This is a genomic window from Nocardiopsis sp. iso_186, from assembly GCF_056173365.1.
Genome location: NZ_CM149670.1, coordinates 3,594,403 through 3,620,984 on the forward strand (window position 1 = coordinate 3,594,403; position 26,582 = coordinate 3,620,984).

Annotated in this window: 19 protein-coding genes, 1 tRNA gene and 1 pseudogene; 5 read left to right on the forward strand and 16 right to left on the reverse strand. The window is 68.8% G+C overall.

Annotated elements, in window-relative coordinates; genetic code table 11:
- Positions 1-58: 58 nt before the first annotated feature.
- From AC0VYP_RS15730 to polA, 5 genes are all read right to left on the reverse strand, one after another.
- Positions 59-853 (reverse strand): SDR family NAD(P)-dependent oxidoreductase, encoded by a 795-nt coding sequence (locus tag AC0VYP_RS15730; RefSeq protein WP_285756772.1) that lies wholly within the window; start codon positions 851-853, stop codon positions 59-61.
- Between the two features lie 35 nt (positions 854-888).
- Positions 889-1,491, reverse strand: a complete 603-nt coding sequence (gene coaE, locus AC0VYP_RS15735) for a dephospho-CoA kinase (RefSeq protein WP_475470427.1) — start codon at positions 1,489-1,491, stop codon at positions 889-891.
- 93 nt (positions 1,492-1,584) lie between these two features.
- Complete coding sequence (rpsA, locus tag AC0VYP_RS15740; RefSeq protein WP_475470428.1) at positions 1,585-3,087, reverse strand: 30S ribosomal protein S1; 1,503 nt, start codon at positions 3,085-3,087, stop codon at positions 1,585-1,587.
- Positions 3,088-3,479: 392 nt separating this feature from the next.
- Entirely contained in the window at positions 3,480-3,896 is a 417-nt protein-coding gene (arfB, locus tag AC0VYP_RS15745; RefSeq protein ID WP_285756775.1) for an alternative ribosome rescue aminoacyl-tRNA hydrolase ArfB, read from the reverse strand.
- 46 nt (positions 3,897-3,942) lie between these two features.
- Entirely contained in the window at positions 3,943-6,696 is a 2,754-nt protein-coding gene (gene polA / locus AC0VYP_RS15750) for a DNA polymerase I (protein ID WP_475470430.1), read from the reverse strand.
- Positions 6,697-6,791: 95 nt separating this feature from the next.
- Between polA and AC0VYP_RS15755 the strand changes: the two genes are divergently transcribed.
- The 3 genes from AC0VYP_RS15755 to AC0VYP_RS15765 all read left to right on the forward strand — a co-directional run bounded on the left by AC0VYP_RS15755 (position 6,792) and on the right by AC0VYP_RS15765 (position 9,615).
- Positions 6,792-7,217: a PaaI family thioesterase gene (locus AC0VYP_RS15755; protein ID WP_285756777.1), complete on the forward strand. Its 426-nt coding sequence runs from the start codon at positions 6,792-6,794 to the stop codon at positions 7,215-7,217.
- Positions 7,218-7,268: 51 nt separating this feature from the next.
- The gene (locus tag AC0VYP_RS15760; protein WP_285756778.1) at positions 7,269-8,048 is read left to right on the forward strand and encodes a DUF554 domain-containing protein; all 780 of its coding nucleotides are present in this window, start codon (positions 7,269-7,271) and stop codon (positions 8,046-8,048) included.
- Between the two features lie 331 nt (positions 8,049-8,379).
- Positions 8,380-9,615: an ABC transporter substrate-binding protein gene (locus tag AC0VYP_RS15765; RefSeq protein WP_475470432.1), complete on the forward strand. Its 1,236-nt coding sequence runs from the start codon at positions 8,380-8,382 to the stop codon at positions 9,613-9,615.
- Positions 9,616-10,152: 537 nt separating this feature from the next.
- Here AC0VYP_RS15765 and AC0VYP_RS15770 read toward each other — a convergent pair.
- From AC0VYP_RS15770 to AC0VYP_RS15790, 5 genes are all read right to left on the reverse strand, one after another.
- Complete coding sequence (locus AC0VYP_RS15770; RefSeq protein ID WP_285756780.1) at positions 10,153-10,980, reverse strand: ABC transporter ATP-binding protein; 828 nt, start codon at positions 10,978-10,980, stop codon at positions 10,153-10,155.
- Positions 10,977-11,849 carry an ABC transporter ATP-binding protein gene (locus AC0VYP_RS15775; RefSeq protein WP_475470434.1) on the reverse strand — a complete coding sequence of 291 codons (873 nt, stop codon included), beginning with the start codon at positions 11,847-11,849 and terminating at the stop codon, positions 10,977-10,979. Before AC0VYP_RS15775 ends, AC0VYP_RS15770 begins: the two co-directional genes overlap by 4 nt.
- Complete coding sequence (locus AC0VYP_RS15780) at positions 11,839-12,825, reverse strand: branched-chain amino acid ABC transporter permease (RefSeq protein WP_285756782.1); 987 nt, start codon at positions 12,823-12,825, stop codon at positions 11,839-11,841. Before AC0VYP_RS15780 ends, AC0VYP_RS15775 begins: the two co-directional genes overlap by 11 nt.
- 10 nt (positions 12,826-12,835) lie before the next feature.
- Positions 12,836-14,233 (reverse strand): branched-chain amino acid ABC transporter permease, encoded by a 1,398-nt coding sequence (locus AC0VYP_RS15785; RefSeq protein ID WP_475470436.1) that lies wholly within the window; start codon positions 14,231-14,233, stop codon positions 12,836-12,838.
- Positions 14,234-14,540: 307 nt separating this feature from the next.
- Positions 14,541-15,104, reverse strand: coding sequence for an ANTAR domain-containing response regulator (locus tag AC0VYP_RS15790; protein ID WP_285757837.1), 564 nt, complete (start codon positions 15,102-15,104; stop codon positions 14,541-14,543).
- Between the two features lie 161 nt (positions 15,105-15,265).
- Here AC0VYP_RS15790 and AC0VYP_RS15795 point away from each other — a divergent pair.
- Positions 15,266-15,342, forward strand: a tRNA-Leu gene (locus tag AC0VYP_RS15795).
- Between the two features lie 345 nt (positions 15,343-15,687).
- Positions 15,688-16,626, forward strand: a pseudogene (locus AC0VYP_RS15800) (DUF1266 domain-containing protein).
- A 104-nt stretch (positions 16,627-16,730) separates the two neighbouring features.
- Here the strand turns inward: AC0VYP_RS15800 and pyk are convergent.
- The 6 genes from pyk to gltB form a co-directional block, all read right to left on the reverse strand.
- Entirely contained in the window at positions 16,731-18,161 is a 1,431-nt protein-coding gene (gene pyk, locus AC0VYP_RS15805; RefSeq protein WP_285756784.1) for a pyruvate kinase, read from the reverse strand.
- Between the two features lie 114 nt (positions 18,162-18,275).
- The gene (locus AC0VYP_RS15810) at positions 18,276-18,836 is read right to left on the reverse strand and encodes a type 1 glutamine amidotransferase domain-containing protein (RefSeq protein WP_475470438.1); all 561 of its coding nucleotides are present in this window, start codon (positions 18,834-18,836) and stop codon (positions 18,276-18,278) included.
- 73 nt (positions 18,837-18,909) lie between these two features.
- On the reverse strand, positions 18,910-19,806 hold the full coding sequence (locus AC0VYP_RS15815) for a prenyltransferase (RefSeq protein WP_475470440.1): 897 nt from the start codon (positions 19,804-19,806) through the stop codon (positions 18,910-18,912).
- A 132-nt stretch (positions 19,807-19,938) separates the two neighbouring features.
- Positions 19,939-20,358, reverse strand: a complete 420-nt coding sequence (locus tag AC0VYP_RS15820; RefSeq protein WP_475470442.1) for a DUF2784 domain-containing protein — start codon at positions 20,356-20,358, stop codon at positions 19,939-19,941.
- A 97-nt stretch (positions 20,359-20,455) separates the two neighbouring features.
- Positions 20,456-21,910: a glutamate synthase subunit beta gene (locus AC0VYP_RS15825; protein WP_475470443.1), complete on the reverse strand. Its 1,455-nt coding sequence runs from the start codon at positions 21,908-21,910 to the stop codon at positions 20,456-20,458.
- Between the two features lie 30 nt (positions 21,911-21,940).
- Positions 21,941-26,503 carry a glutamate synthase large subunit gene (gene gltB, locus AC0VYP_RS15830; RefSeq protein WP_475470445.1) on the reverse strand — a complete coding sequence of 1,521 codons (4,563 nt, stop codon included), beginning with the start codon at positions 26,501-26,503 and terminating at the stop codon, positions 21,941-21,943.
- Between the last annotated feature and the right edge of the window lie 79 nt (positions 26,504-26,582).

The following is a 26,582-nucleotide window of genomic DNA, read 5'->3' on the forward strand; positions in this document are numbered from 1 at the left end:
GATCGAACATGGACACAGAACGCACGAACGACAAGCATCCCCCACCCGCCAGATCCGGCTACGGCACGATCGAGTCCACGTAACCGCCGTCCACGCGCACGGCGGCACCGGTGGTCGCCGATGCCTGGGCGGAGCTGAGATAGACGACGAGGTTGGCGATCTCCTCCGGTTCGATCAGGCGCCCCAGGAGGGACTGGGGACGGTGCAGGCGCATGAACTCGCGCTGGGCCTGCTCCCAGGGCAGATCCCTGTCCACGAGTTCGTAGACGAAGTCCTCCACTCCCCCGGTGTGGGTGGGGCCGGCGATAACGGAGTTGACGGTCACCCCCGTTCCCGCGGCCTCCTTGGCGAACCCGCGGGACACCCCAAGCAGCGCCGTCTTGGACACGCCGTAGTGGATCATCTCCGCGGGGACGACGATCGCGGAGTCGCTGGCGATGTACTGCACGCGGCCCCAGCCGCGTTCGGCCATCCCCGGCAGGTAGGCGCGGGTCAGCCGCACCCCGGTCAGGACGTTGGTCTCGAAGTAGCGACGCCATTCGTCGTCGGTGATCTCCAGCGCCGGGCGGGCCCCGAAGACACCGAGGTTGTTGACCAGGATGTCCACCGAGGGCACGGCGGCGAGAAGCGCGGCGGTGCCCTCGTCGGTGGTGATGTCGGCGGCGACCAGGGTGGGCCGGGTGCCCGGAACCGCCCGGCGCAGGCTCTCGGCGGCGGTGTCCAGCCGGCCGGCGCCGCGGCCGGTCAGGACCACGCGTGCGCCCGCGGAGGCGAGGCCGGTGGCGATGGCCAGCCCGATGCCCTGCGAGGAACCCGTTACCAGGGCGGTCCTACCGGTGAGGTCGATCTGCACGGTGGTGCGCTCCTTGTCGTCCGCGGGCCGGCCGGTCAGTCGCGGACGGCTCGGCGCTCCAGGTCGGCCCACAGTTCGGCGACCCGTGTGTCCAGGTCGGCCACGGTACCGGAGTTGTCCACCACGACGTCGGCCGCCGCGCGGCGCTCCTCGCGGGTGGCCTGGGCGTCGATCCGCGCGCGGGCCTGTTCCTCGGACATCCCCCGGGTGGCCGCCAGGCGTTCCACCTGGGTCCGGGCCGGGACGTCCACCACGACCACCACGTCGTACATCCCGACGAGCCCGTTCTCCACGAGCAGCGGCACGTCGTAGACCACGACGGCGTCGGGGTCGGCGGCAGCCATCAGCTCCTGGGAGCGCCGCCCCACCCGGGGGTGCACGATGGCGTTGAGCGCGGCGAGCCGGTCGGCGTCGGCGAACACGATGTCCCCGAGACGGGGCCGGTCCAGCTTTCCCTCCGGGGTGAGGACGGCTTCCCCGAACTCCGCGACGATCTCGGAAAGGGCAGGGGTGCCCGGCTCCACGACCTCGCGCGCGATCCGGTCCGCGTCGATCACGACCGCTCCGCGCTCGGCCAATCGCGCGGCCACCGCGCTCTTGCCCGACCCGATTCCCCCGGTGAGTCCCACTTTCAGCATGGGGGTGATCCTATGCGAGCAAAGGGCCGCCCCCGGCCGAAGCCGGGGGCGGCCCCCTACATGTGCTTGCGGATCACCCGCACGCGGTTGCGACTAGCTGTCGCCGGCACCGCCGGCGAGCTTCTCGCGCAGTGCGGCCAGCGCCTCGTCGGAGGCCAGGGCCCCACCGGTGCTCGCACCGTTGGACGAGGACGACGCCGAGCTGGAGCCGCCGGCCGGAGCCTGCTCGCTCTCGAACGGAGCCTCGACGGCTGCCTCGGCCTCGGCGGCCTGGGCCTCCTCGACCTGCTTGCGGTGCGCCTCGAAGCGGGACTGCGCGAGGGCGTACTCGCCCTCCCACTGGTCGCGCTGGGCCTCGAAGCCCTCCAGCCACTCGCCGCTCTCGGAGTCGAAGCCCTCGGGGTACTTGTAGTTCCCCTGCTCGTCGTACTCCGCGGCCATGCCGTAGAGGGTCGGGTCGAACTCGGTCTGGTCCGGCGTGACGCTCTCGTTGGCCTGCTTCAGCGAGAGGCTGATCCGGCGACGGTCGAGGTCGATGTCGATGATCTTGACGAAGATCTCGGTGCCGACCTGGACGACCTGCTCGGGGATCTCCACGTGGCGCTCGGCCAGCTCGGAGATGTGGACCAGGCCCTCGATGCCCTCCTCGACACGGACGAACGCACCGAAGGGCACCAGCTTGGTGACCTTGCCCGGGACGACCTGACCGATCTGGTGGGTGCGGGCGAACTGCTGCCACGGGTCTTCCTGGGTCGCCTTCAGCGACAGGGAGACGCGCTCGCGCTCCATGTCCACGTCCAGGACCTCGACCGTGACCTCCTGGCCGACCTCGACAACCTCGCTGGGGTGGTCGATGTGCTTCCAGGACAGCTCGGAGACGTGCACCAGGCCGTTGACGCCGCCCAGGTCCACGAACGCACCGAAGTTGACGATCGAGGAGACCACACCCTTGCGGATCTGGCCCTTCTGGAGGGTGTTGAGGAAGGTCTGGCGGACCTCCGACTGGGTCTGCTCGAGCCAGGCACGGCGGGACAGGACCACGTTGTTGCGGTTCTTGTCCAGCTCGATGATCTTGGCTTCGAGCTCACGGCCCACGTAGGGCTGGAGGTCGCGGACCCGACGCATCTCGACCAGGGACGCGGGCAGGAAGCCGCGCAGGCCGATGTCGAGGATGAGACCACCCTTGACGACCTCGATGACGGTGCCGGTGACGACGCCGTCCTCTTCCTTGATCTTCTCGATCGTGCCCCAGGCGCGCTCGTACTGCGCGCGCTTCTTGGACAGGATGAGGCGGCCTTCCTTGTCCTCCTTCTGGAGGACGAGGGCCTCAACGTGGTCGCCGACGGCGACAACCTCGCCGGGGTTGACGTCGTGCTTGATCGACAACTCGCGCGAGGGAATGACACCCTCGGTCTTGTAGCCGATGTCGAGCAAGACCTCGTCTCGATCGACCTTAACGATGGTGCCTTCAACGATGTCTCCGTCGTTGAAGTACTTGATGGTCTCGTCGATCGCGGCGAGGAAGGCTTCCTCTGAACCGATGTCGTTGACCGCTACCTGCGGGGTGGTCGAGGTGGCCTCGGTGCTGCTCGTCATGTGTGGGTGGACTCCGGATGCGGACATGGATAGAAGTTGGGCACGCTGTGAGAACACACGGATTCGGATTCGGCTGGTACGGCTGGGCGATACGGCGGCTTCGCGCTTAAGCGCCCCCATAACCCAGCGACCACGGATGCCGACCGACTCGGTTTCCGACCACGGAGAAAACGTGCACTCCGCGTCCGGAACTTTGGCATGCGAATCCACAACGCTCCGACCAGACTATGAGACAGACGCTTCTTGGTCAATCGGGAGCGACCACACAGGCGGGACTTTTGGGTCTTTAGTCGGTTTTTGCGGCAAGTGGCACAGACCTGGAGCCTGGCGGGCCTTGACCCCGCCAGAGGCAACATGCTATGCCACGATCACGGGTCTGGCCAGGACCGGGGCTAATCGTCCTGGGGGCGCGCACGAGAACGTTTGACGTCGGATCGGCGACGCTTGCCCTGGAGCCGGCGCTCCTTGGCGCCCCGGCTGGGCTTGGTCGCCCGACGCGCGCGGGCCGGGGGCGCGGCCGCCTCGGTGAGCAGCGCGGCCATCCGCTCCCGGGCCAGTTCACGATTGCGCTGCTGGGACCGCGAGTCCTGCGCGGTCACGGTGAGCACCCCCGAAACCAGCCGGGACGCCAGCCGGTCGAGGGCGCGCTCGCGCTGGGCGTCGGTCAACACGACGGTGGCGGTGACGTCCACGGACAGCGCCACCCGGGTGTCGGAGGTGTTGACGTGCTGGCCGCCTGGCCCCGAGGACCGGGAGAAACGCCACATCAGCTCGTCCTCGCGCAATCGCACCGAATGCGGGCTCGCCATGGCTGTTCCTCCCTTTCCTCGACGAGGACCGCCCGGACGGGGCGGCTCAGTGTGCGGCGTCGTGCCAGTTGGCCCCGACCCCCACCGAGACGGCGAGGGGCACACGCAGATCATAGGCTTCGGCCATCTTGCGCGAAACCAGTTTTCGGACCGGCTCCAGCTCGTCCTCCGTGACCTCCAGGACGAGTTCGTCATGGACCTGGAGCAGCAGACGGGACGTGTGGCCCGCCTCTTCCAGCGCCCGCTGCACGTCCAGCATCGCGACCTTGATGATGTCGGCGGCCGACCCCTGGATGGGGGCGTTGAGCGCCATACGCTCGGCCATGTCCCGGCGCTGGCGGTTGTCGCTGCTGAGATCGGGCAGGTAGCGGCGGCGCCCCAGCATGGTGGCGGTGTAGCCGTCGCGGCGGGCCTGGTCCACGACCGCTTCCAGGTAATCCCGGACCTTGCCGAACTGGGCGAAGAAGTCCTCCATGAGGACCCGCGCCTCCTTGGGCGTGATCCCCAGCTGCTGGGACAGTCCGTAGTCGCTGAGGCCGTAGGCCAGCCCGTAGTTCATCGCCTTGATCTTGGCGCGCGCCTCCCCCGCCACCTCGTCCACGGGCAGCTTGAAGACCCGGGCGGCGATCTCGGCGTGGAAGTCGTGGCCGGTCTGGAACGCCTCGATGAGCGCCTCGTCACCGGACAGGTGCGCCATGATGCGCAACTCGATCTGGCTGTAGTCGGCGGTGAGCAGGAAGTCATAGCCCTCCCCCACGACGAAGGCGCGCCGGATACGGCGCCCGGCGTCGGTGCGCACGGGGATGTTCTGCAGGTTGGGCTCGGTGGAGCTGAGGCGCCCGGTGGCCGCCACCGTCTGGTTGTAGGTGGTGTGGATGCGGCCGTCGTCGGCAATGGTCTTGATCAGGCCGTTGACGGTGGTGCGCAGCCGGGTCTGGTCGCGGTGGCGCAGCAGGATGACCGGCAGTTCGTTGTCGGTCTGGGCGGCCAGCCACGCGAGGGCGTCGGCGTCGGTGGTGTAACCGGTCTTGATCTTCTTGGTCTTGGGCAGCCCCAGTTCGTCGAAGAGGATCTGCTGCAACTGCTTGGGCGAGCCCAGGTTGAACTCACGGCCCACGACCCGGTGGGCCTCCTCCACCGCTTGGCGCACCGCCGCCGCGAACTCCTCCGCCAGCCCGTCGAGGTAACCGCGGTCGGCGGCGATACCGGTGCGCTCCATCCGCGCCAGGACCGCGGCGAGCGGCAGTTCGATGTCGTGCAGCAGGAGGGTGGCACCGCGCTTGGCGAGGTCGGCGTCCAGGGCCAGTGCCAGGTCGAGGGTGGCGCGGGCGCGCACCGCCAGGGCTGTGCGCGCGGCCTCGTCCTCGTCCTCGGCGTCGTCGGCGATGTCCAGGGTCAGCTGGGCCTGGGCCGGGGTCTCGTCGGCGAGTTCCCTGCCCAGGTAGCGGGTGCAGAGGTCGGCGAGATCGAAGTTGCGGCGCCCCGGCAGTGCGAGATACCCGGCGACGGCGGTGTCGGAGTCGAGCCCGGCCAGTTCCCACCCACGGGACCACAGCGCCAGCATGGGCCCCTTCGCGTCGTGCAGGGCCTTGGGACGTTCGGGGTCGGCCAGCCACGCGGTGAGCGCGGCCTCGTCGGCGGGGTCCAGGACGGCGGGGTTGACGAAGGCGGCGGCCCCCGCGGGGACCGCGATGGCCAGGCCGGTGACGTCGCCGCCGCCGTGCCCCCAGGACCCGGCCACGGCCAGGCCCGCCCGGGCGTTGGTCGCCGCGTGGGCGGCCAGCCAACCGGCGAGCTCGCCGGTGCCGGGCACCGCGAGTTCGACGGTGAAGCCCTCGGCGGGGGCCTCCTGCGCCTTCTCGTCGGCGTCGTCGGTACCCAGCACCGCGAACAGCCGGTCGCGCAGGGTGGAGGCGAACTCCAGCGTGTCGAACAGGGTGTTGACGCCTTCGCGGTCCCAGCCGTCGATGGTCATGTCGGTGACGCCGGCATCGATGGGCGTCTCGGTGTCGAGCTTGTTGAGCTGCTGGTTGCGCAGCACGTCGGAGAGGTGGTCGCGGAAGTTCTGCCCCGCCTTGCCGGTGATCTCGTCGGCGTGCGCCACGATCTCTTCCAACGAGCCGTACTTGGCGATCCACTTGGCGGCCGTCTTGGGGCCCACGCCCGGGACGCCGGGCAGGTTGTCGGCCTTCTCCCCCACCAGCGCGGCGAGGTCGCGGTAGCGCTCGGGCGCGACCGCGTACTTGGCCTCGACGGCCTCGGGGGTCATCCGGGTGAGGTCGGAGAGGCTCTTGCCGGGGTAGAGGACCGTGCAGTCTTCGGTGACCAGCTGGAAGGCGTCGCGGTCGCCGGAGGCGATGAGCACCTCCATGCCGGCGGCACCGCCCTGGACCGCGAGGGTGGCGATGACGTCGTCGGCCTCATAGGTGGCGACCGAGACGCTGGTGACGCCGATGAGGCCCATCAGCTCCTGGAGCAGGCCGATCTGGCCGTGGAACTCTTGCGGGGTCTCCGAACGTCCGGCCTTGTACTCCCCGTACGCCTCGTGGCGGAAGGTTGGCTCGGAACGGTCCCAGGCGACGGCGATGTGCGTGGGGCGCTCGTCGCGCAGCAGCTTGATCAGCATCGAGGTGAAGCCGTAGACGGCGTTGGTGGACTGCCCCGCGCCGTTGACGAACTTGTCGGCGGGAAGCGCGAAGAACGCGCGAAACGCCATGGAATGACCGTCCAACAAGAGCAGGCGCGAGCGTTCCTGCCGGGGGGACGGTGTCTGGTCGGGGGTCGCCTGTGTCTTCACCACAGGGAGAATCCTAGGATGCCCGGAGGACATTTTCGCGATGCGCGCCAACCAGCGCCCCCTATCGCCCCTCTTGTCCCCGGCGAGGAAGGACTCAGATGGCTCTGGACACCGAGGAACTGCGTGAGATCATGGGCGACTCCGCCTACGGGGGCTCCCTCGGCGAGCGGATGGGCCTGGAGTTCCTGGAGGCGTCCGTCGAACGCGTGGTGGGACGCATGCCGGTCAAGGGCAACACCCAGCCCTATGGCATCCTGCACGGCGGGGCCTCCTGCGTCCTGGCCGAGACCCTGGGGTCCGTCGGGTCGGCGATCCACGCCGGCAAGGGCCGTATCGCGGTGGGCATCGAGATCAACGCGACCCACCACCGCAGCGCCTCCGAGGGGCACATCACCGGGGTCGCCACCCCGGTGCACCTGGGCCGCACCCTCGCCACCTGGGACATCGAGATCACCGACGACAGCGGCAAGCGGGTGTGCACCTCACGCCTGACCTGCATGGTGCGTGACGCTCCCGGAGCCTGACCGGCTCCGCCCCGACCACCCGCACCATGAAGAAAGAAGAAAGAGGACCGGATGCCAGGGGTGGGGACCCTCATCAACGTCGTCGCGATCGTTCTCGGCGGTGGCCTGGGAATGCTGCTGGGCGCCCGGCTGCCCGAACGCACCCGGTCGGTCGTGACCGACGCGCTGGGCCTGGTGATCCTGCTGGTCGCTGCGCTCAGCGCGGCGGAGATCCTGTCCCCGGCGCTGGTCGGCGCGGTGGGGTCGGCCGCGCCGACCCTGATTGTGCTGGCCTCCCTGCTGATCGGCGGGGTCGTCGGGTCCCTGCTCCGGATCGAGGACCGGCTGACCCGGCTCGGCGAGGTGCTGCGCACCCGCCTGGCACGCCAGCCGGTGGCCGCGCACGTCTCGGGAGCGGCGGAGCCGGCCGCCGGCCCGGCCGGGTCGGACCGCTTCGTCGAGGGTTTCGTGAGCTCGTCGCTGGTCTTCGTGGTCGGCCCCATGGCGATCCTGGGCGCCATCAGCGACGGCCTGGGAAACGGGATCGACCAGCTCGCGCTCAAGGCCGCCCTGGACGGTTTCGCCGCCATCGCCTTCGCGGCGGCGCTTGGCCTGGGAGTACTGGTGTCGGCCCTACCGGTGCTGCTGTACCAAGGGGCGTTCACCCTGGTGGGCGTCGCCCTGGGCACGTTCCTGCCCGATGCCCACATCGCGGCGCTCACCGCGACCGGCGGACTGCTCCTGGCCGGCGTGGCACTGCGCCTGATGCGCATCCGGGACTTCCCCGTCGCCGACCTGCTCCCCGCACTGTTCGTGGCTCCGGTCCTCACAGCGGTCGTCGCCCTGTTCTGACGGAGCCCGAACGGCGGTCCGGCGACAGGTGCCAATGGCAGCCAAATGTTTACCTTTGCGACCGACCGACCGCCGGGTGCTACGCCTCGCCATCCGAATGTCACGCTCTGCTGAACAAAACCGGCGGATGCGGCGGTTCGGTCGCTTCTCTGACTACAGAGAAGTAACAGCATGAACCCGACTCAGCCGCGACGCCTCAAGTGATCTTCCAGAGTCGCCGCCGCGCGGATTAAGCTCCGCTAACACTCCCGGTTAAGCAACACCTCATCCCCCGAGGTTGGGCCCGCCGGAGGCGAAGCGTGTCTCACGCCATTGAATTGGAGAGAACTGAATGCCTGCAAAGAAGGCCCTCGGCCTCACTTCCATGACCGCAGCCCTGGTCATGGGCCTGGCCGCCTGTAGCGGTGGCGGCAGCGGGGACGGCGGATCCGACGTCGAGCCGCTGCAGTTCGGCTACATCCTCCCCGAGACCGGTCCGCTGGCCTACCTCGGCCCCCCGCAGATCGCGGGCGCCAAGTTCGCGATCCAGGAGATCAACGAGGCCGGCGGCGTCCTGGGCGCCGAGCTCCCCGACATCCTCAGCGGTGACGAGGCCGGCGACGGTGCGATCGCCGCCGACGCCGCGGACCGCCTGCTCAACCAGAACGTCCACGCCATCCTGGGCGCCGCGTCGTCCGGCATGACGATGTCCTTCATCGACCGGGTCACCCAGGCCGAGGTCGTGCAGTGCTCCGGCGCCAACACCGCCCCCACCCTCAGCGACTACGACGACGGCGGGTACTTCTGGCGTACCGCGCCCAGCGACCTGCTGACCGGCCCCGTGCTGGCCAACGAGATCGTCGCCGACGGCGCCTCCTCCGTGGCCGTCATCTACCGCGCCGACGACTACGGCCAGGGCCTGGCCGAGGCCACCGCCACCGCCCTGGAAGAGGCCGGTGCGGAGGTCGTCGCCCAGGAGAGCTACGAGCCCCAGGCCACGAACTTCAGCTCCATCGTGCAGTCGGTCAGCGGCGAGGAGCCCGACGCGATCGCGCTGATCTCCTTCGACGAGGGCGTGCAGCTCATCACCAACTTCGTCGAGAACGGCTTCGGCGCCGACCAGATGTACAGCGCCGACGGCATGGCCAACAGCGAGCTGGGCTCCATGGTCAACACCGGCGACCCCGGCATCATCGACGGGTTCAAGGGCGCGACCCCCGGTGTCAACAACCAGGCCTTCAACGAGAAGCTGGCCGAGATGGACAGCTCGCTGAAGGACTACGTCTACGGCCCGCAGATCTACGACTGCGCGATGGTGGTCGCCCTGGCCGCCGAGGCCGCCGAGAGCACCGACCCGGCCGTCTTCGTCGAGCAGATGGCGGCCGTCACCACCGGCGAAACCAGCTGCTCCACCTTCGCCGAGTGCCGTGACATCCTCGCCGACGGCGGCACCATCGACTTCCAGGGCCAGAGCGGCCCGCTGGACTTCGACGAGAACGGCGACATCACCGTCGCCTCGTACCAGATCTACGGTTTCGAGGACGGCGGCGAGTTCAAGGCGCTGAGCTACACCGAGGCCGGAGCCTGATCCACGGGCCGGGTCCGCGCCTCGCGGGCCCGGCCACCGGCACCACCCGCGCTCCTGCCCCCACCGGGGGCAGGAGCGTTTTCGTGTGCCACGACCGGTGTCCCCGGAGGCAGTTCGCGGACACCGCAGCGGTGCCCGGACCGCCCGGGGCCGTGCTCCACGCACCGCACAGCACTCCACGTCCGACGCGGCAGCGCACCCCCAGCCCCGCACCCGTTGCCCGCAACCGCACCCGTACCCGCACCGCCCGGGGCCGTGCTCCACGCACCGCACAGCACTCCACGTCCGACGCGACAGCGCACCCCCAGCCCCGCACCCGTTGCCCGCAACCGCACCCGCACCGACTTCGTCCTGTCCGTACGGGCGTCTCGCCCCCGAGGCCGGCCGCCCGGGCTCCACTCCCCCCGGGCTCACCACCGGATCGGCGCCCGGGACACGACCCACGGGTTCGGAAAGCCGTGCGGGACGCTCCGCGTACACCGAAACGGCCCGGCCGGGGATGTCCCCGGCCGGGCCGTTTCGGTGTACTGCCCCTGGTCAGCCCTTGGCGAGGGTGCCCAGGTAGAGCTCGATGACGTTGGGGTCGCCCAGAAGCTCGGCCCCGGTGCCGGTGTAGGCGTTGCGGCCCTGGTCGAGAACGTAACCGCGGTCGCAGATCTGCAGGCAGCGACGAGCGTTCTGCTCAACCATGATCACCGAGACACCGGTGGAGTTGATCTGCTTGACCCGCTGGAAGACCTCGTCCTGGTAGATGGGCGAGAGGCCGGCGGTGGGCTCGTCCAGCAACAGCACCGACGGGTCCATCATCAACGCCCGGCCCATCGCGACCATCTGGCGCTCGCCGCCCGAGAGCGCGCCGGCCTTCTGCTTGCGGCGCTTGGCCAGCAGCGGGAAGAGCTCGGACACGACCGCGAAGCGCTCGGCGAACTTCTTGGGCCGCAGGTAGGCGCCCATTTCCAGGTTCTCCTCGACGCTGAGCGTGGGGAACACGTTCTGCGTCTGGGCGACGTAGCCCACACCCTGCGAGACGAGCTCGTGGGCGGAGAGGTTAGCGATGCTCTTGCCCCGCAGCACCAGGGAGCCCGAGCGGACCGGGATCAAGCCGAAGATCGTCTTGATCAGCGTGGACTTGCCGGCGCCGTTGGGGCCGATGATCGCCACGACCTCGCCCTCGGTGAGGGTGAGCGTGCAGCCGTTGAGGATGTTGACCCCGGGGACGTACCCGGCGACCATCTCGTTGGCGACCAGGAGGTAGTCGTCGAAGTTCTCCACACCCTCGGAGTCCGCGTTCTGCAGGACCTCCTCGCGGTGCTCCTGGATCGCCGCGACTTCCTCGTCCGGGACCTCGGGGACGTCGGTGCTCATGACTCCTCCTCCGACCCGGCCGCCGCGGCCGGCTCGTCGTGCTGGGCGCCGAGGTAGGCGTTGACGACCTGCTTGTTGCTGCGGATGTCGGCGGGACGGCCCTCGGCGATCACCTGGCCCTGGGCCAGGACCACGATCCAGTCGCTGATCCCCATGATGACGTCCATGTCGTGCTCGACGAAGACCACGGAGACGCCGTCGTCGCGCAGGGCCGTGATGTGGCCGAGCAGCGACTGCACCAGTGCCGGGTTGACGCCGGCCATGGGCTCATCGACCATCAGCAGAGACGGGTTCACCATCAGCGCCCGGGCCATCTCCAGCAGCTTGCGCTGGCCGCCCGACAGGCTTCCGGCCATGTCGTCACGCTTGGCGATGAGCTTGAACCGCTCCAGCAGCGACTCCGCCTGGGCCAGGTTCGCCTTCTCCTGGGCCTTCCACCCCGGACGCCAGAACGCGCCGAGGAAACCCTCGCCGGTCTGTCCCGGGGCGGCCAGCAGCATGTTGTCCAGCACCGACAGTCGCGTCAGCGCCTTGGTCAGCTGGAAGGTCCGCACCATGCCCAGACGAGCCACCTGGTGCCCGCGCAGGCGCCGCAACTGGTGGTCGTTGAAGGACCACTGGCCCTCGTCGGGCTGGTCGAATCCGCTCAACAGGTTGAACAGCGTGGACTTGCCCGCGCCGTTGGGGCCGATCAGTGCGGTGATCGTGCCCCGTTGGACCTCAAGGTGGTCCACGTTGACCGCGGTGAGTCCGCCGAACCTGCGTTTGATGCCCGATGCCTTGAGGATCGGGTCGGGCTTGGCGACGCCCGGGACCGGCTCGGTACCGGCCAGGGGGTCGGCAGCGGCCCGCACTTCGTCACTTGACATTGACCAGCATCTCCTCACGCTTGCCGATGATCCCCTGCGGCCGGTAGATGATCAGCAGCAGCAGCGCCAGGCCGACGAAGGCGTGCCGCAGCGCGCCCACATCGGAGTTGCTCAGGAAGGGCAGGAGCCCTTCGGCAGCCGCCCCGCGCAGCAGTCCGTCGAAGATCGACAGCAGGAACCACATGATGATCGCGCCCAGGACCGGGCCGAAGGTGCGGCCCGCGCCGCCCAGCAGCAGCATCGCCCACAGGTAGAAGGTCACCTGCGGCATGAACAGCTCGGGGGTGACCGTCTGCTGGGCCAGCATCCACACACCGCCGGCTAGGGCGCCGAAGACGCCGCCCAGGACGAGGCTCTGCATCTTGTAGGCGAAGACGTTCTTCCCGAGGCTGCGCACCGCGTCCTCGTCCTCGCGGATGCCCTTGAGCACACGCCCCCAGGGGCTGTGCACGAGCATCCAGGAGATGGCGCAGGCGACCCCGACGAGGCCCCAGCCGACCACCATCACCCAGAGGGCCTGGTGGGTGAAGTTGACCCCGAGCAAGCCGTAACTGCCCCGCGGGAAGGGGTTCACGTCGTAGAACGAGCGCGCGAAACCCTGCAGTCCGTAGACACCGCCGGTGAGGGGCGCGGCGAACTGGGCCCGGTAGAGCAGCCGCAGGACCTCGGCGACCGCGATCGTACAGATGGAGAGATAGTCGGCTCGCAACCGCAGGGTGGGGATTCCCAGTAGCAGTGCGAGGACGACGGCGCAGAGAACGCCGACCAGGAACCCGACCGGGAGCGGCAGTCCGAACGTGTTGACGCTGATCGCGACGCCGTAGGCGCCCACCAGCATGAAGCCGACCTGGCCGAAGTTGAGCAGGCCGGTGTAACCGAAGTGCATGTTGAGCCCGATGGCGGCCAGGGCGTAGAAGGCCGCTGTCGGAGCGATCGCCGAGCGGAAGGCCTCGGCGAGGATTTGCAGCAAGTCCATTGTGCGTCTCCTAGCCGACCCGTTCCCGGCGGCCCAGGATTCCCTGAGGCCGGACCAACAAAACCACGATCATGATGCCGAGGGCCCACGCGTTCATCAGCTCCGTGGGGAACCACAGCGTCGAGAGCATGGCGACGAGACCGACGACGATGCCTCCGACCATGGCGCCGTACGCGGTGCCCAGGCCACCGAGGATGACCGCGGCGAACATGAGCAGCAGCAGGCGGAAGCCCATCTGCCAGTCCACGGTCTGGTTGAGGCCGTAGAGGACGCCGCCCAGTGCCGACAGCGCACCGCTGAGACCCCACACGTAGAGGGTGATGCGGTTGACGTTGATGCCCGAGGACTCCGCGAGGTCGCGGTTGTCCGACACGGCGCGCATCGCCTTGCCGATCCTGGTGTATTGCAGCATCACACCGACCAGGATCAGGACCAGGATCGCGATGCCCATGATGATGAGGTCGCGGGGGACGATCGAGACCGGCCCGATGTGGATGGGCTGCTGGATCTGGTACTCGTTGTAACGCATTCGGTTGGCGCCGAAGGCCACGGTGATGATGTGGCGGATCAGCAGCGCGAAGCCGATGGAGACGATGAACATCTGGATGAGGGCGACGTTGCGCTTGCGCAGCGGCTTCCAGATGAACCACTCCATCCCCAGTCCGAGGAGCGCCCCGGCGAGCACCGCGAGCACCGCGGCGATGATCAGGGGAATACCGCCGAAGATGGTTCCCGTGCTGAACATCAGGGCCATCATCGCGCCGAAGGTGACCATGTCGCCGTGGGCGAAGTTGGTCATCCTGGTGGTACCGAAGATGAGTGAGAGACCGATCGCCGAGATGGCGATGATGAGGCCGAAGATCAGGCCCGACACCGACAGCTGAAGCGCGGCGACCCCGAAGGGGGTTCCGGCGCTCACACCGGTCTCGGCGGCGGCACCGTCTGCGGAGTCGTTGACGGCACCGTCGTCGGCACCCGCGGCACCGTCGGTCTCCGCGCTCGGGCTCGGCTCCTCCGGGGCCTGGGTGGCCTCGGCCTCGGGGACGAGTCGGAAGAGGAGACGCGCCTCCTGGCCCTCGGTCACCGGTCGCAACGGAGCACGCTCATAGGCCTGCTCGTTGACGTCAACTCCGTCCGGAAGAGTCTCGGGGTCCAGGACGACGCGGTAGTCGCTGCCCGGCCCGGGTACCTCTACCCGCCACTCTCCGTCGGAGTCGGTGGAGTCCGAACCGATCTCCTCCTCGCCCTTGTAGGCGGTGAGGAGCACTCCCTCGACGGGGCTCTTGGCCGGGTCGGTGAGGGTGACGACCAGCGACTCACCCCCCGGGGTATCTGCTGAGGCCGCTCCCGGGACCGCCAGAATGACGGCGATCACGGCAAGCAGCAAGGTCACGAGGCGTTTGCGCACGTGCGCTCCCTTGCGCATCGATGTACCGGACCCGGGCGGAAGACGCACCGGAACCGGGCTATGGCTTGAGTGGGATGGCGTGAGTTTAGCCCGATTTAGGACGTCCATTCAGCATCGCTAAAGCCACGTGACCCAAACGTCACTGCTTCGTGCGCATCCGTGATGCAATCGATAACGGGAACGTGACCCCTGTTTTTGCAGCTCACCAGTTGCGGGGATGCCGGGGAGCACAAAACGGGGGCGCGCCGGGTGACGGCGCGCCCCCGCAGGATGTTTCGGGACGCGGTGGAGAAGAGACCGAAAAGGGTTACTTGCCGTCGAGGGTCTCCACGACGGTCTCGGCGACCTTGCGCATGGTCAGCCTGCGGTCCATCGAGTTCTTCTGGATCCAGCGGAACGCCTCGGGCTCGCTGAGCCCGTGCTTGCTCTGCAGCAGGCCCTTGGCCCGCTCCACCAGCTTGCGCGTCTCCAGGCGTTCGCCCAGACCGGTGACCTCCGCCTCCAGTGCCGATATCTCGGCGTAACGACTGACCGCCATCTCGATCGCGGGCACCAGATCGGCCTTGTTGAACGGTTTGACCAGGTAGGCCATCGCGCCGGCGTCACGGGCGCGTTCCACGAGATCGCGCTGGGAGAACGCGGTCAATATCACGACCGGCGCGATCCGCTCGCCGGCGATCCGCTCTGCGGCGGAGATGCCGTCCAGGATCGGCATCTTGATGTCAAGGATCACGAGGTCGGGCCGCAGCTCGCCGGCCAGTCTGACCGCGGTCTCCCCATCACCGGCCTCCCCCACGACGGCATAACCGTCCTCCTCAAGCATCTCCTTGAGGTCCAGTCGGATGAGGGCCTCGTCTTCCGCGATCACCACGCGGCTCTGCGTCTGCGTCACAGACAAGAGCGTACCGAGATCCGCTAGGATGGTCTGCACCAGGCAGGGAGTTCGCACTGCTTCCCGGGGCCCTTTTTGCACGAGACCGCTCCGGCCAATACAGTGGCAGCTTCCGCCAAGTCGGACAAAAATTAATAAATGCCCCGATATTCCAACCGGCAGAGAAAATGAGCTCAAACCTCATACAGTGTGGGTTCGAATCCCACTCGGGGCACCAGCACGACCAGAGAGCCATCCCATCCGGGTGGCTCTCTTGCTGTTCGACCCTCCTTGCATCCGTCCCGGTACCGGCCGGCGGCCGGACAGTGCCTCCACGTCCCGAGGTTTCCCGGGCCACCCTGTCCGCATCCTTCATCGGCGCGAAACACCGACCCGTTCCCGGTACGGCGCTACTCAATCGGGCTTTTGGGCCCTACCGAAGCGGCCGAATCAATGGGACGGGGTCACATCACGGCTACAACCTGAGTACAACACGCGGGTTTGGTCGCCGTTGCGGGCAGCGGTCCTTGATCCTGGTATCCAACGGAAGCGGACAAGGCTCGGGAGGTGGAAGGGAGTGACGGTGTTCACCGCGGTGGTCGCAGTCATGGGCCTGTTGGCGATCGTGGCGTGGGTTGTCGTGGCCTGGGCCTCCCACCGTTGACAGCCGTGGCTGCTGGCACCCCTGAGCGGACTTGCCGTCGTCCTTGTCGGACTCGGCCGGCCGGGGTGGGCGCTGCTGCCGATCATCGCGCTGGCGGCAGGGTCCTTCGCGGAGTTGGTGATCGGCTCACGCGAGGCGCCGACCCTGCGCACCAAGGACACCGACGCCCCCTTGAGCACGGAACGGTGGGCCGCCGCGGTGGCGGCGCCCTTCCGGGTCGCGCTGGCCGAACCGTGGGACGTGGTGGCGCGCCCTCAACTGCGGCGGCGCTACCGCAAGGTCTTCGAGCTGGAGTGGGGCGTGACCGACCGGGAATCGCTGCTGACGACGGTGGACCGGCTCTGGAACGAACTGCACACCGGTCGCAGTACCGACCTGCTGGTCAACCTGCGCACGGGCACCGCGCGCAGCCGTGACCCGGAAGGGGGCGGTCCCGGGCAGAGCATCGTGTTGACCACCGGACAGGCGCAACGGATGCGCGCGGTGATCGGCGCCGACGAGTCCGCCGAGACCATCGTGATCGGCGCCTACCAGTGGTGGAAGTCGGCGCATCTGGTCCGCCTGGCCTGCGGCGGGGCCACCCTGGACTGGTTGAGCCCGGTGGAGACCCAGGGGCTGCTCAGACGGGTCGCCTCCGACCTGCAACGCCGTTACGGCAGCTGGGACCAGTTGGCAGCGGCGTTCCACGCCGGATATCTGCTGTGGCAGGGCGGCGGTTCCGAGGATGCCGGCTCCGATCGGGTCTGGACTGCGATGGGGCTGTTGACGACCGATCCGGCCAGCCCGTGGAACCTGTTGCCGTGGGACATGCCGCTGGAGCGGGTGACGACGGGCGAGAAGACCGAAGCCCGGCCCTGAAAGAGGATCGGGGTGGCAAAAAGCGACGACCGCGCTCCCCTGGCATCGGGCGGGAGACGAAACATGCCCGCTACCAGGGAACGCGGTCGTGGGGCCGAAAAACCTCAGCTGTGATGGGCGATGGCGTCACCGATGCGGTGCACCCGCAGCATGTTGGTGGACCCCTGGCTTCCGGGAGGGCTGCCGGCGACGATCACGATCTTGTCGCCGCGCTGGTAGCGACCCATCTCCAGCAGCTCCGTCTCGACCTGGCGGACCATGTCGTCGGTGTTGTCGACCCACGGCACGAGGTGGGTCTCCACGCCCCAGCTCAGGGAGAGCTGTGCCCGGGTCTTGGGCTCGGTGGAGAAGGCGAGCAACGGGATGGGCGAGCGGTAACGGGCCAGGCGGCGTGCGGTCTCACCGCTCATGGTGAAGGCCACGAGCGCCTTGGCGCCGACGGTGGCGCCCACCTCGGCCGCGGCTCGGGCGATGGCCCCGCCGGTGGTCTCGGGGACCCGGTTGAGGACGTGCGAGGCGCGCAGGGACTCCTGCTCGGCCGCAGCGATGATGCGCGCCATCGTCTGCACGGTCTCGATCGGGTACTGCCCGACGCTGGTCTCGCCGGAAAGCATGACCGCGTCCGCCCCGTCGAGGACGGCGTTGGCGACGTCGGAGGCCTCGGCCCGGGTGGGGCGCGGCGAGCTGATCATCGATTCGAGCATCTGGGTGGCGACGATGACCGGCTTGGCCTTGTCGCGGCAGCGCTCGACGGCGCGCTTTTGCACCATGGGGACGTTTTCGAGGGGCAGTTCGACACCGAGGTCGCCGCGGGCGACCATGACGGAGTCGAAGACCTCGATGATGTCCTGGAGGCGCTCGACGGCCTGCGGCTTCTCGACCTTGGCGATGAGGGGGACGCGCACGCCCACCTCGTCCATGATCTTGTGGACGTCCTCGGCGTCGGTGGGGCTGCGCACGAAGGACAGCGCGACCATGTCCACGCCTTGGGCGAGGGCCCAGCGCAGGTCCCGCTCGTCCTTCTCGGTGAGGGCGGGCACGGCGACCGAGACGCCGGGGAGGTTGAGTCCCTTGTTGTTGGAGACGGTGCCGCCGATGAGCACGCGCGTGTGGACATCGGTGCTGGAGGACTTGACGCACTCCAGCACGACGCGGCCGTCGTCGATGAGGACGCGGTCACCGGGGCGGACGTCGCCCGGAAGGCCCTTGTAGGTGGTGGACACCCGGTGCCGGTCCCCCGGCACGTCGTCGATGGTGACGGTGAACTCGTCACCGGGGTGCAGGTCCACCGGTCCGTCGGCGAAGGTGCCGAGGCGGATCTTGGGTCCCTGGAGGTCGGCGAGGATGCCCACGCTGCGACCGCTGGCGGCAGCGGCGGCTCGCACGTTGTCGTAGTTGGCGCGGTGGTCGTCGTACGTACCATGGCTGAGATTGAGTCGCGCTACGTCCAGCCCGGCGTCAACGAGCTGGCGGAGGATCTCCGGGCTCGATGTTGCGGGGCCGAGGGTCGCGACGATTTTTGCTCGACGTGTCACATACAACACTTTAGGGCGTCCGGCCGGTCGATTGGTCTAAACCAAGTTGCGAGTACGCGTCAACCGGCTGACGCGCAGAAGAACGCGCCGCCGGGATTGACACGAACGAAAACGCTATCGACCGGTGGCGAAGGCACGGACCAAAGCCGATCCGAAGGCCGGCAGGTCGTTGGGGTTGCGGCTGGTGACGAGCGTGCCGGGCGCGCTGGTGCAGACCACGACCTCTTCGTTGACCCAGTCCGCCCCGGCGTTGACGAGGTCGGTGCGCAGGCTCGGGTAGGAGGTGAGCCTGCGCCCGCGTACGGCGTCGGCCTCGATCAGGGTCCAGGGCGCGTGGCAGATCGCGGCGACGGGCAGGCCGGCGTCGAAGAACTCCCGGATCAGGGCGACGGCGCGTTCGTCGGTGCGCAGGTAGTCGGGGTTGGCGACTCCCCCCGGCAGGACGAGTCCGGCGAAGTCGGTGGCCTTAACGTCGTGGACGGTGGCGTCCACGACGAAGGTGTCGGCCTTGTCGAGGTGGTTGAAGCCCTGAATGGAGCCGCTTTCGGTGGAGATCAGCCTCGGTTGTCCACCGGCCTCCTGGACTCGGCCCCAGGGGTCGGTGAGTTCGACTTGCTCGGTGCCTTCGGGTGCTGCGAGGAAGGCGATGGTACGACCGGTGAGTTCGGTTGCCATGAGGTGACGGTCCCCTTTTCGCTCTCGTGGCGTGAATGGTTACACCGGTTGCGGCTGCCCGCTGCGGATCAGATCATGCGTCGGCCGGTGTCCTTTGCCTGACCGGTGTGCTCCCGCCCAGGCGGCCGTTGTCGCGCAGGGCGGTGAGCGCGCGCAGGGTCGCGAGGTCGCGCTGGGCGGCGTGGGCTCCGGGGCACCAGGCGATGTGCTCGGCCGGCCAGCCTCCGTCGAGCGCCTGTGCGGCCTGGAGGGCGTCGAGGTGGGCGCGGATGAGGGTGTCGGCGAAGAGCGGCCGGATGATGTGGCGGGGGGTCGGTGCCAGGTCGAGAGGGGTCGGCCCCCGAAACGTTCCGGGGGTCATGGTGACGGTGCGCAGCAGCATGGGGGCGAGCCGGCGCAGCTCGGTCTGGGCGCGTTCGCGGTCGGAGACGTGCTCCAGGAAGGTGCAGACCGCAACGGCCTGTTCGGGGCGGATCCAGCGGAGAGCGGCTATGCGGGTCCAGCAGAAGGCGGTGGCGTGGTCGCGCCACCGGCTCGGGGCGTGGTGCTTGTGCAGCAGTGCCACGATGAACGCGGTGGGGTCGAGTGCACTGGAGTGGTCGGTCAGCTCACGCCACCAGGGTGCCGCGTCCGAATGGCGCACACCGGGCAGGACCGGGGGCAGTCCCCCGTCGGGCCGGCTGACACTGGTCAGGTAGCGCAGCAGCCCGGGAAGGACGTCGCGCGGCAGAGGGCCGAGCTCGTCGAGGACGCTCAGAGCGGTGGCCGCTGCGAGGGGTTGGCTGGCGTGTCCGCGTAAGTCGGGTTCGAGGGCGTTTCCGTACCCTCCGTTGACGTTGCGGTAGGTGTCCAGGGCCGCACGGACGGGCTCTGCGGGACCGTTCTGGAACAGGTAGGCGAAGCGGTAGCGATCAATGAGCCGAGCGTTCCGGGCGATGTAGTGTTCGGCGGGCTCAACAGGGCTGATCATCGTTTCGGTCATAGTTTGAGTGTCGCCCGACTTCTGTGGAACAAACATCCGCCGAATGTCGTAATTTCGTACATCTTCGCAGGTCATTGGCGCCTTCCGGGCGAAGTTGCACCAATGGATCCAAACGCTTTTTTAACGCCTCCCGACGAGGCGGGCCCGGTTTCGCCGTGTGGTCAGCCAGGCTGCTCCGGCCCAGGACAGGGCCACTGTCGTGGCTACCGCGGCCTGGGCGAGGACGAGGTACTGCTCCGGGTAGAGGACACCGGTCAGGTAATGCGCGATGAAGCCTTCCTCGGTGAGCCCCTGTTCGCCGGCGCGGCTTCGGGCCCAGTACTCGAGGCCGGTGAGGGGGCAGTCCCAGCCGATGACGACGATGCCCAGGGCGTAGACGGCGAATGCCATGTGCGGCCAGATCGCGCGCGGCCACCGCCAGGCAAGAAAGCCACCTGCGACGACGTATCCGAGGAAGGCGAAGTGCATGACCATGGCGGCCTCGCCCAGTACGTGATATCCCACGTCGTCCACGCTATGGGCGGCGCAAACGAGCGGCATCCGCTTTTCTACTCAATCGGCCCGGGGAGCGCCGGTGGACGTGGTACGGCTCCGGACCGCGAGGCGGTCCGGAGCCGTACACGAACAGAACAACAGGTCAGACGAGCGGGCGTTCCGTGGGAGGAATCGCGGTGGGCAGGACGGTCCGACCGCTGAGATGGCGGTCAACCGCCGCTGCAGCGCTGCGGCCCTCGGCGATCGCCCACACGATGAGCGACTGCCCGCGGCCCATGTCGCCGGCGCAGAACACACCGTTGACGGTGGTGGCGTAGTCGGTGTCGCGCACGACGTTGCCGCGCCCGTCCAGCTGGACGCCCAGGTCCTCGATCATCCCCTCCTTCTGCGGGCCGACGAAGCCCATGGCGAGGGTGACGAGCTGTGCGGGGATTTCCCGCTCGGTTCCCGCAACGGGCTCGAAGCCCTTTTCGCCGCGCTTGACCTCGACGAGCTTGAGGCTCTGCACGTTGCCCTCGTCATCGCCCACGAACTCGACGGTGTTGACGGAGTAGAGCCGCTTGCCGCCCTCCTCGTGGGCGCTGGTGACCTTGTACAGCATGGGCATGGTTGGCCAGGGCTGACCCTCGGGCCGTTTGGCCGGGGGCTTGGGCATGATCTCCAACTGGGTGACCGAGGCCGCGCCCTGGCGGTGGGCGGTGCCCACGCAGTCGGCACCGGTGTCGCCGCCGCCGATGACGACGACGTGCTTCCCCTGTGCGGAGATGGGCGGCTGCTCGTAGTCGCCCTCCTGCACCCGGTTGGCCAGGGGCAGGTACTCCATGGCCTGATAGATGCCCGTGAGCTGGCGACCGGTGGCCGGCAGGTCGCGCCACGCGGTTGCGCCGCCGGCCAGGACGACGGCGTCGTGGGAGCTCTTGAGTTCTTCGACGGTGACGTCCGCACCGATGTCAACGCCGGTGCGGAACTCGGTGCCCTCGGCGCGCATCTGGGCCACGCGCCGTTCGATGTGGCGCTTCTCCATCTTGAATTCGGGGATGCCGTAGCGCAGCAGGCCGCCGATGCGGTCGGCGCGCTCGTACACGGTCACGGTGTGACCGGCCCGGGTGAGCTGCTGGGCGGCGGCCAGGCCGGCCGGCCCCGATCCGACGACCGCGACGGTGTGCCCGGTGCGGGTGGTGGGCGGCTGGGGACGCACCCAGCCCTCCTCCCATGCCCGGTCGATGATGGAGACCTCGACGTTCTTGATGGTCACGGCCGGCTGGTTGATGCCCAGCACGCACGCCGACTCGCAGGGAGCCGGGCACAGTCGCCCGGTGAACTCCGGGAAGTTGTTGGTGGCGTGCAGCCGTTCGATGGCCTCGCCCCAGTCGTGGCGGTAGACCAGGTCGTTCCACTCGGGGATGAGGTTGCCCAGGGGGCAGCCGTTGTGGCAGAAGGGGATTCCGCAGTCCATGCAGCGTGACGCCTGCTTGACGACGGTTCCGCGCTCGAAGTCCTCATAGACCTCGCGCCAGTCCTGGATGCGCACGTCCACGGGACGGTGGCGGGGCAGCTCCCGCTCGGTTGTGGTGAGGAAACCCTTGGGGTCGGCCATTGTGCTTCTCCTTCCTTGGTCGGTGCTGCCCTAGGACTGGGCGGCGGCCATGATGGCCTGGGCCACGTCGCGGCCGTCGCGCTCGGCTTCGGCGCGGGCGGTGAGGACGCGCTTGAAATCGCGGGGCATGATCTTGGCGAAACGCTCGACGGCCAGGTCGAGGTCGGCGAGCAGCGCCTGGGCGACGGTCGATCCGGTCTCGGCGTGGTGCCGGGTGAGCGCGTCCTCCAGGAAGACGCGGTCGGTGTCGTCGAGGGGGTCGATGTTGACCATCTCGGCGTTGACCCGGCCTTCGTCGAGGTCGAGCACGTAGGCGATGCCGCCGGACATGCCCGCTGCGAAGTTGCGCCCGGTGCGGCCCAGGACGACGGCACGTCCGCCGGTCATGTATTCGCAGCCGTGGTCGCCGACGCCTTCGACGACGGCCAGTGCTCCGGAGTTGCGCACGCAGAACCGCTCACCCACGACGCCGCGCAGGAACACCTCGCCGGAGGTCGCGCCGTAAGCGATGACGTTGCCGGCGATGATGTGGTCCTCGGCCGCGAACTGGGCGCTCTCGGAGGGACGCACGGTGATGCGGCCGCCGGAGAGCCCCTTGCCGACGTAGTCGTTGGCGTCACCGACCAGGCGCAGGGTGACGCCCTTGGGGATGAACGCCCCGAAGGACTGCCCGGCGGATCCGGTGAAGGTGACGTCGATGGTGTCGTCGGGCAGGCCCGATGCGCCGTGGCGCTTGGTGACCTCGTGGCCCAGCATGGTGCCGACCGTGCGGTTGACGTTGCGCACGGGCAGGTCCAGCTTGAGCGGTGTCGCGAACTCCAGGGCCCCCTCGGAAAGCTGGATGAGGGTGTTGTCCAGGGCCTTCTCCAGCCCGTGGTCCTGGGTGCGCATGTGCCGGCGGTGGTCGCCGGCGTAGGGCTCGACCTCGTGCAGGATCGGCGACAGGTCCAGCCCCGACGCCTTCCAGTGGTCGACGGCCTCGCGCACGTCGAGCATGTCGACGGCCCCGACGGCCTCGTCCAGGGTGCGGAAGCCGAGCGCGGCGAGGTACTCGCGCACCTCCTGGGCGATGAACTCGAAGAAGTTGACGACGAACTCGGGCTTGCCGGAGAAGCGCTCGCGCAGCTCGGGGTTCTGGGTGGCCACGCCGACGGGGCAGGTGTCGAGGTGGCAGACGCGCATCATGATGCAGCCCGACACGACGAGGGGCGCGGTGGCGAAGCCGAACTCCTCGGCGCCCAGCAGCGCGGCCACGATGACGTCGCGGCCGGTCTTGAGCTGGCCGTCGGCCTGCACGACGATGCGGTCGCGCAGACCGTTGCGCAGCAGGGTCTGCTGGGTCTCGGCGAGGCCGAGCTCCCAGGAGGTGCCCGCGTGCTTGAGCGAGGTGAGCGGGGAGGCACCGGTTCCGCCGTCGTGGCCGGAGATCAGCACGACGTCGGCGTGGGCCTTGGACACACCCGCCGCCACGGTGCCCACCCCGGCCTCGGACACCAGCTTCACGTGGACCCGCGCCTGGGGATTGGCGTTCTTCAGGTCGTGGATGAGCTGGGCGAGGTCCTCGATGGAGTAGATGTCGTGGTGCGGCGGAGGCGAGATCAGGCCGACCCCGGGGGTGGAGTGCCGGGTGTCGGCGACCCACGGGTAGACCTTGTGGCCGGGCAGTTGGCCGCCCTCGCCGGGCTTGGCGCCCTGCGCCATCTTGATCTGGATGTCGTCGGCGTTGGTGAGGTAGTGCGAGGTGACACCGAAACGCCCCGAGGCGACCTGCTTGATGGAGCTGCGCCGCAGGTCCCCGTTGTCGTCGGGGGTGAAGCGACGGGCGTCCTCACCGCCCTCGCCGGTGTTGGACTTGCCGCCGAGGCGGTTCATCGCGATGGCGAGCGTCTCGTGGGCCTCGGCCGAGATGGAGCCGTAGGACATCGCGCCGGTGGAGAAGCGCTTGACGATGGCGGAGACCGGCTCGACCTCGTCGATGTCCAGGGGTTCGCGCACCCCCTCCTTGAGGGTGAACAGGCCGCGCAGGGTCATGAGCGTCTCGGACTGCTCGTCAACCTTGCTGGTGTACTCCTTGAAGATCTCGTAGCGCCGGGTCCGGGTGGAGTGCTGGAGCTTGAAGACCGTCTCGGGGTTGAACAGGTGCGGCTCGCCTTCGCGGCGCCACTGGTACTCCCCGCCCACGGCGAGGCGGCGGTGGTCAACGGGGTTGTCGGCGTGGGCCACGTCGTGGCGCATCCGGACTTCCTGGGCCAGGACGTCGAAGCCGACACCGCCGAGCCGGGAGGTGGTGCCGGTGAAGGCGCGGTCCACGACCTCGGGCCCGAGGCCCAGTGCCTCGAAGATCTGCGCGCCGGTGTAGGAGCTCACCGTGGAGACGCCGATCTTGGACATGACCTTCAGGACACCCTTGCCGTAGGCCTTGACGGTGTTGCGGGCGGCCTGCTGCGGGTCGATTCCGTTGATGACGCCGCGCTTGGCGAGGTCGCGCACGGACTCCAGGGCCAGGTAGGGGCTGACCGCGGACGCACCGTAGCCCAGCAGCAGCGCCATGTGGTGGCACTCGCGGGCGTCGCCGGCCTCGACGATGAGGCCGACGTCGGTACGGGTCTTCTCGCGGACGAGGTGGTGGTGGACGGCCCCGGTGAGCAGCAGCGTCGGGATCGGCGCCTGCTCGGGGTCGGTGCCGCGGTCGCTGAGCACGATGATGTGCGCGCCCTCGGCGATGGCGGCCGACACCTCGGCGCAGACCTCGTCGAGGCGTGCGGCCAGGGCCGCTCCCCCGCCGGCGACCGGATAGGTGCCGGTGACGGTGTGCGCGCGGAACGCCGGGTCGCCGTCGGGGCTTCCAGCGGCGACGATCGCGGCCAGTTCGGCCTCGTCAACGATGGGAGTGGGCAACACGATGCGGCGGCAGTCGTCGGGGTCGGGGGAGAGTACGTTCTCCTCTGCCCCCAGTGCGGTGCCCAGGCTGGTGACCATTTCCTCGCGGATGGCGTCCAGCGGCGGGTTGGTGACCTGGGCGAAGTTCTGCGAGAAGTAGTCGAAGAGCTGTCGGGACTTGGCCGAGAGCGCGGCGACGGGGGTGTCGGTGCCCATGGACCCCAGGGCCTCGGCCCCGGTGCGTGCCATGGGGGTGAGGATGATGCGCAGCTCTTCCTCGGTGTAACCGAACACCTGCTGTTCGTGGACCAGGTCGGTGACCGTGGCGGCCTCGGCCGCGGGCAGGTCCGCCAGGCGCACGACCCCCTCGGCCAGCCAGTCAGCGTAGGGGTGCTCGGCCGCGAGTTCGGCCTTGACCTCGTCGTCCTCGATGATGCGGCCCTGGGCGGTGTTGACCACGAAGATGCGGCCGGGCTGAAGCCGGCCCTTGCGCACGACGCGCTCGGGTTCGATGTCGAGGACGCCGACCTCACTGGCCAGGACGACGAGGCCGTCCTCGGTGACCCAGTAGCGGCCCGGGCGCAGCCCGTTGCGGTCCAGAACGGCGCCGATGAGGGTTCCGTCGGTGAAACTCACGGAGGCCGGACCGTCCCAGGGCTCCATGAGCATGGAGTGGAACTCGTAGAAGGCACGCACCGAGGGGTCCATCTCGGTGTGGTTCTCCCAGGGCTCCGGGATCATCATGAGCACCGAGTGGGGCAGCGAGCGCCCGCCCAGGTGCAGCAGTTCCAGGGCCGCGTCGAAGGACGCGGTGTCGGAGTCGTCGGCGTCCACGATGGGGAAGACCCGGGAGAGGTCGCCGGGGATGAGGTCGCTGGCCAGGGTGGCTTCGCGGGCCCGCATCCAGTTCCGGTTGCCCTTGACCGTGTTGATCTCGCCGTTGTGCGCGACGTAGCGGAAGGGGTGCGCCAGGGGCCAGGAGGGGAACGTGTTGGTGGAGAAACGCGAGTGCACCAGGGCCAGGCCCGAGGCGTAGCGCCGGTCCGACAGGTCGGGGAAGAAGGGCTCCAGCTGCGGCGTGGTCAGCATGCCCTTGTAGGTGATGGTGCGCGGCGAGAGGCTGGGGAAGTAGACGCCGACCTCGTGCTCGGCGCGCTTGCGCACGCAGTAGGCGTAGCGCTCCAGTTCGATGCCGCCGAGTCCGGCCGAGGGGGTGCCGGCGCGGCCGCTGATGAACAGCTGGCCGAAGAACGGCATGGCCTCGGCCGCGACGGGGCCGCAGTAGCGAGGCTCGAAGGGCAGGTCGCGCCAGCCGAGGAGGGACAGCCCCTCTTCTTCGACGATGCGCTCGATGGCGGCGACGGCGGCGCTGCGCTCGGCCGCCTCGGCGGGCAGGAAGGCGATGCCTGCGGCGTAGGTTCCCGCTTCGGGCAGCTCGAAGCCGCACTCCTGGCGGAAGAGCTCGTCGGGGAGCTGGGTGAGGATGCCGACCCCGTCGCCGTCGTCGGGGTCTGCCCCGGAGGCGCCGCGATGGTCGAGGTTGCGCAGCACGGTCAGCGCCTTCTCGACGATGTCGTGGCTGCGACGGCCGGAGAGGTCGGCCACGAACCCGATACCGCAGGCATCGTGTTCGTAGGAGCTGTCGTACAGGCCCTCGGAAGTGGACTTCGCGTTCGGTCGGACAAACGAACGCCGCACCTGGCCAGCAGGCATCTACCCTCCTGTCGTCTTTCGTCTGAGCTTTGTGAAAAGCGCAATCGGGACGACATTGGCCCTGCTGCGACGGCACGCC

Coding starts and splice junctions, on each gene's coding strand:
- coaE (WP_475470427.1), bottom strand. CDS start 1,491: ATGCTGAAAGTGGGACTCACCGGGGGAATCGGGTCGGGCAAGAGCGCG.
- rpsA (WP_475470428.1), bottom strand. CDS start 3,087: ATGACGAGCAGCACCGAGGCCACCTCGACCACCCCGCAGGTAGCGGTC.
- arfB (WP_285756775.1), bottom strand. CDS start 3,896: ATGGCGAGCCCGCATTCGGTGCGATTGCGCGAGGACGAGCTGATGTGG.
- AC0VYP_RS15755 (WP_285756777.1), top strand. CDS start 6,792: ATGGCTCTGGACACCGAGGAACTGCGTGAGATCATGGGCGACTCCGCC.
- AC0VYP_RS15760 (WP_285756778.1), top strand. CDS start 7,269: ATGCCAGGGGTGGGGACCCTCATCAACGTCGTCGCGATCGTTCTCGGC.
- AC0VYP_RS15765 (WP_475470432.1), top strand. CDS start 8,380: ATGCCTGCAAAGAAGGCCCTCGGCCTCACTTCCATGACCGCAGCCCTG.
- AC0VYP_RS15770 (WP_285756780.1), bottom strand. CDS start 10,980: ATGAGCACCGACGTCCCCGAGGTCCCGGACGAGGAAGTCGCGGCGATC.
- AC0VYP_RS15775 (WP_475470434.1), bottom strand. CDS start 11,849: ATGTCAAGTGACGAAGTGCGGGCCGCTGCCGACCCCCTGGCCGGTACC.
- AC0VYP_RS15780 (WP_285756782.1), bottom strand. CDS start 12,825: ATGGACTTGCTGCAAATCCTCGCCGAGGCCTTCCGCTCGGCGATCGCT.
- AC0VYP_RS15810 (WP_475470438.1), bottom strand. CDS start 18,836: ATGGCAACCGAACTCACCGGTCGTACCATCGCCTTCCTCGCAGCACCC.
- AC0VYP_RS15815 (WP_475470440.1), bottom strand. CDS start 19,806: ATGATCAGCCCTGTTGAGCCCGCCGAACACTACATCGCCCGGAACGCT.
- AC0VYP_RS15820 (WP_475470442.1), bottom strand. CDS start 20,358: ATGCCGCTCGTTTGCGCCGCCCATAGCGTGGACGACGTGGGATATCAC.
- AC0VYP_RS15825 (WP_475470443.1), bottom strand. CDS start 21,910: ATGGCCGACCCCAAGGGTTTCCTCACCACAACCGAGCGGGAGCTGCCC.
- gltB (WP_475470445.1), bottom strand. CDS start 26,503: ATGCCTGCTGGCCAGGTGCGGCGTTCGTTTGTCCGACCGAACGCGAAG.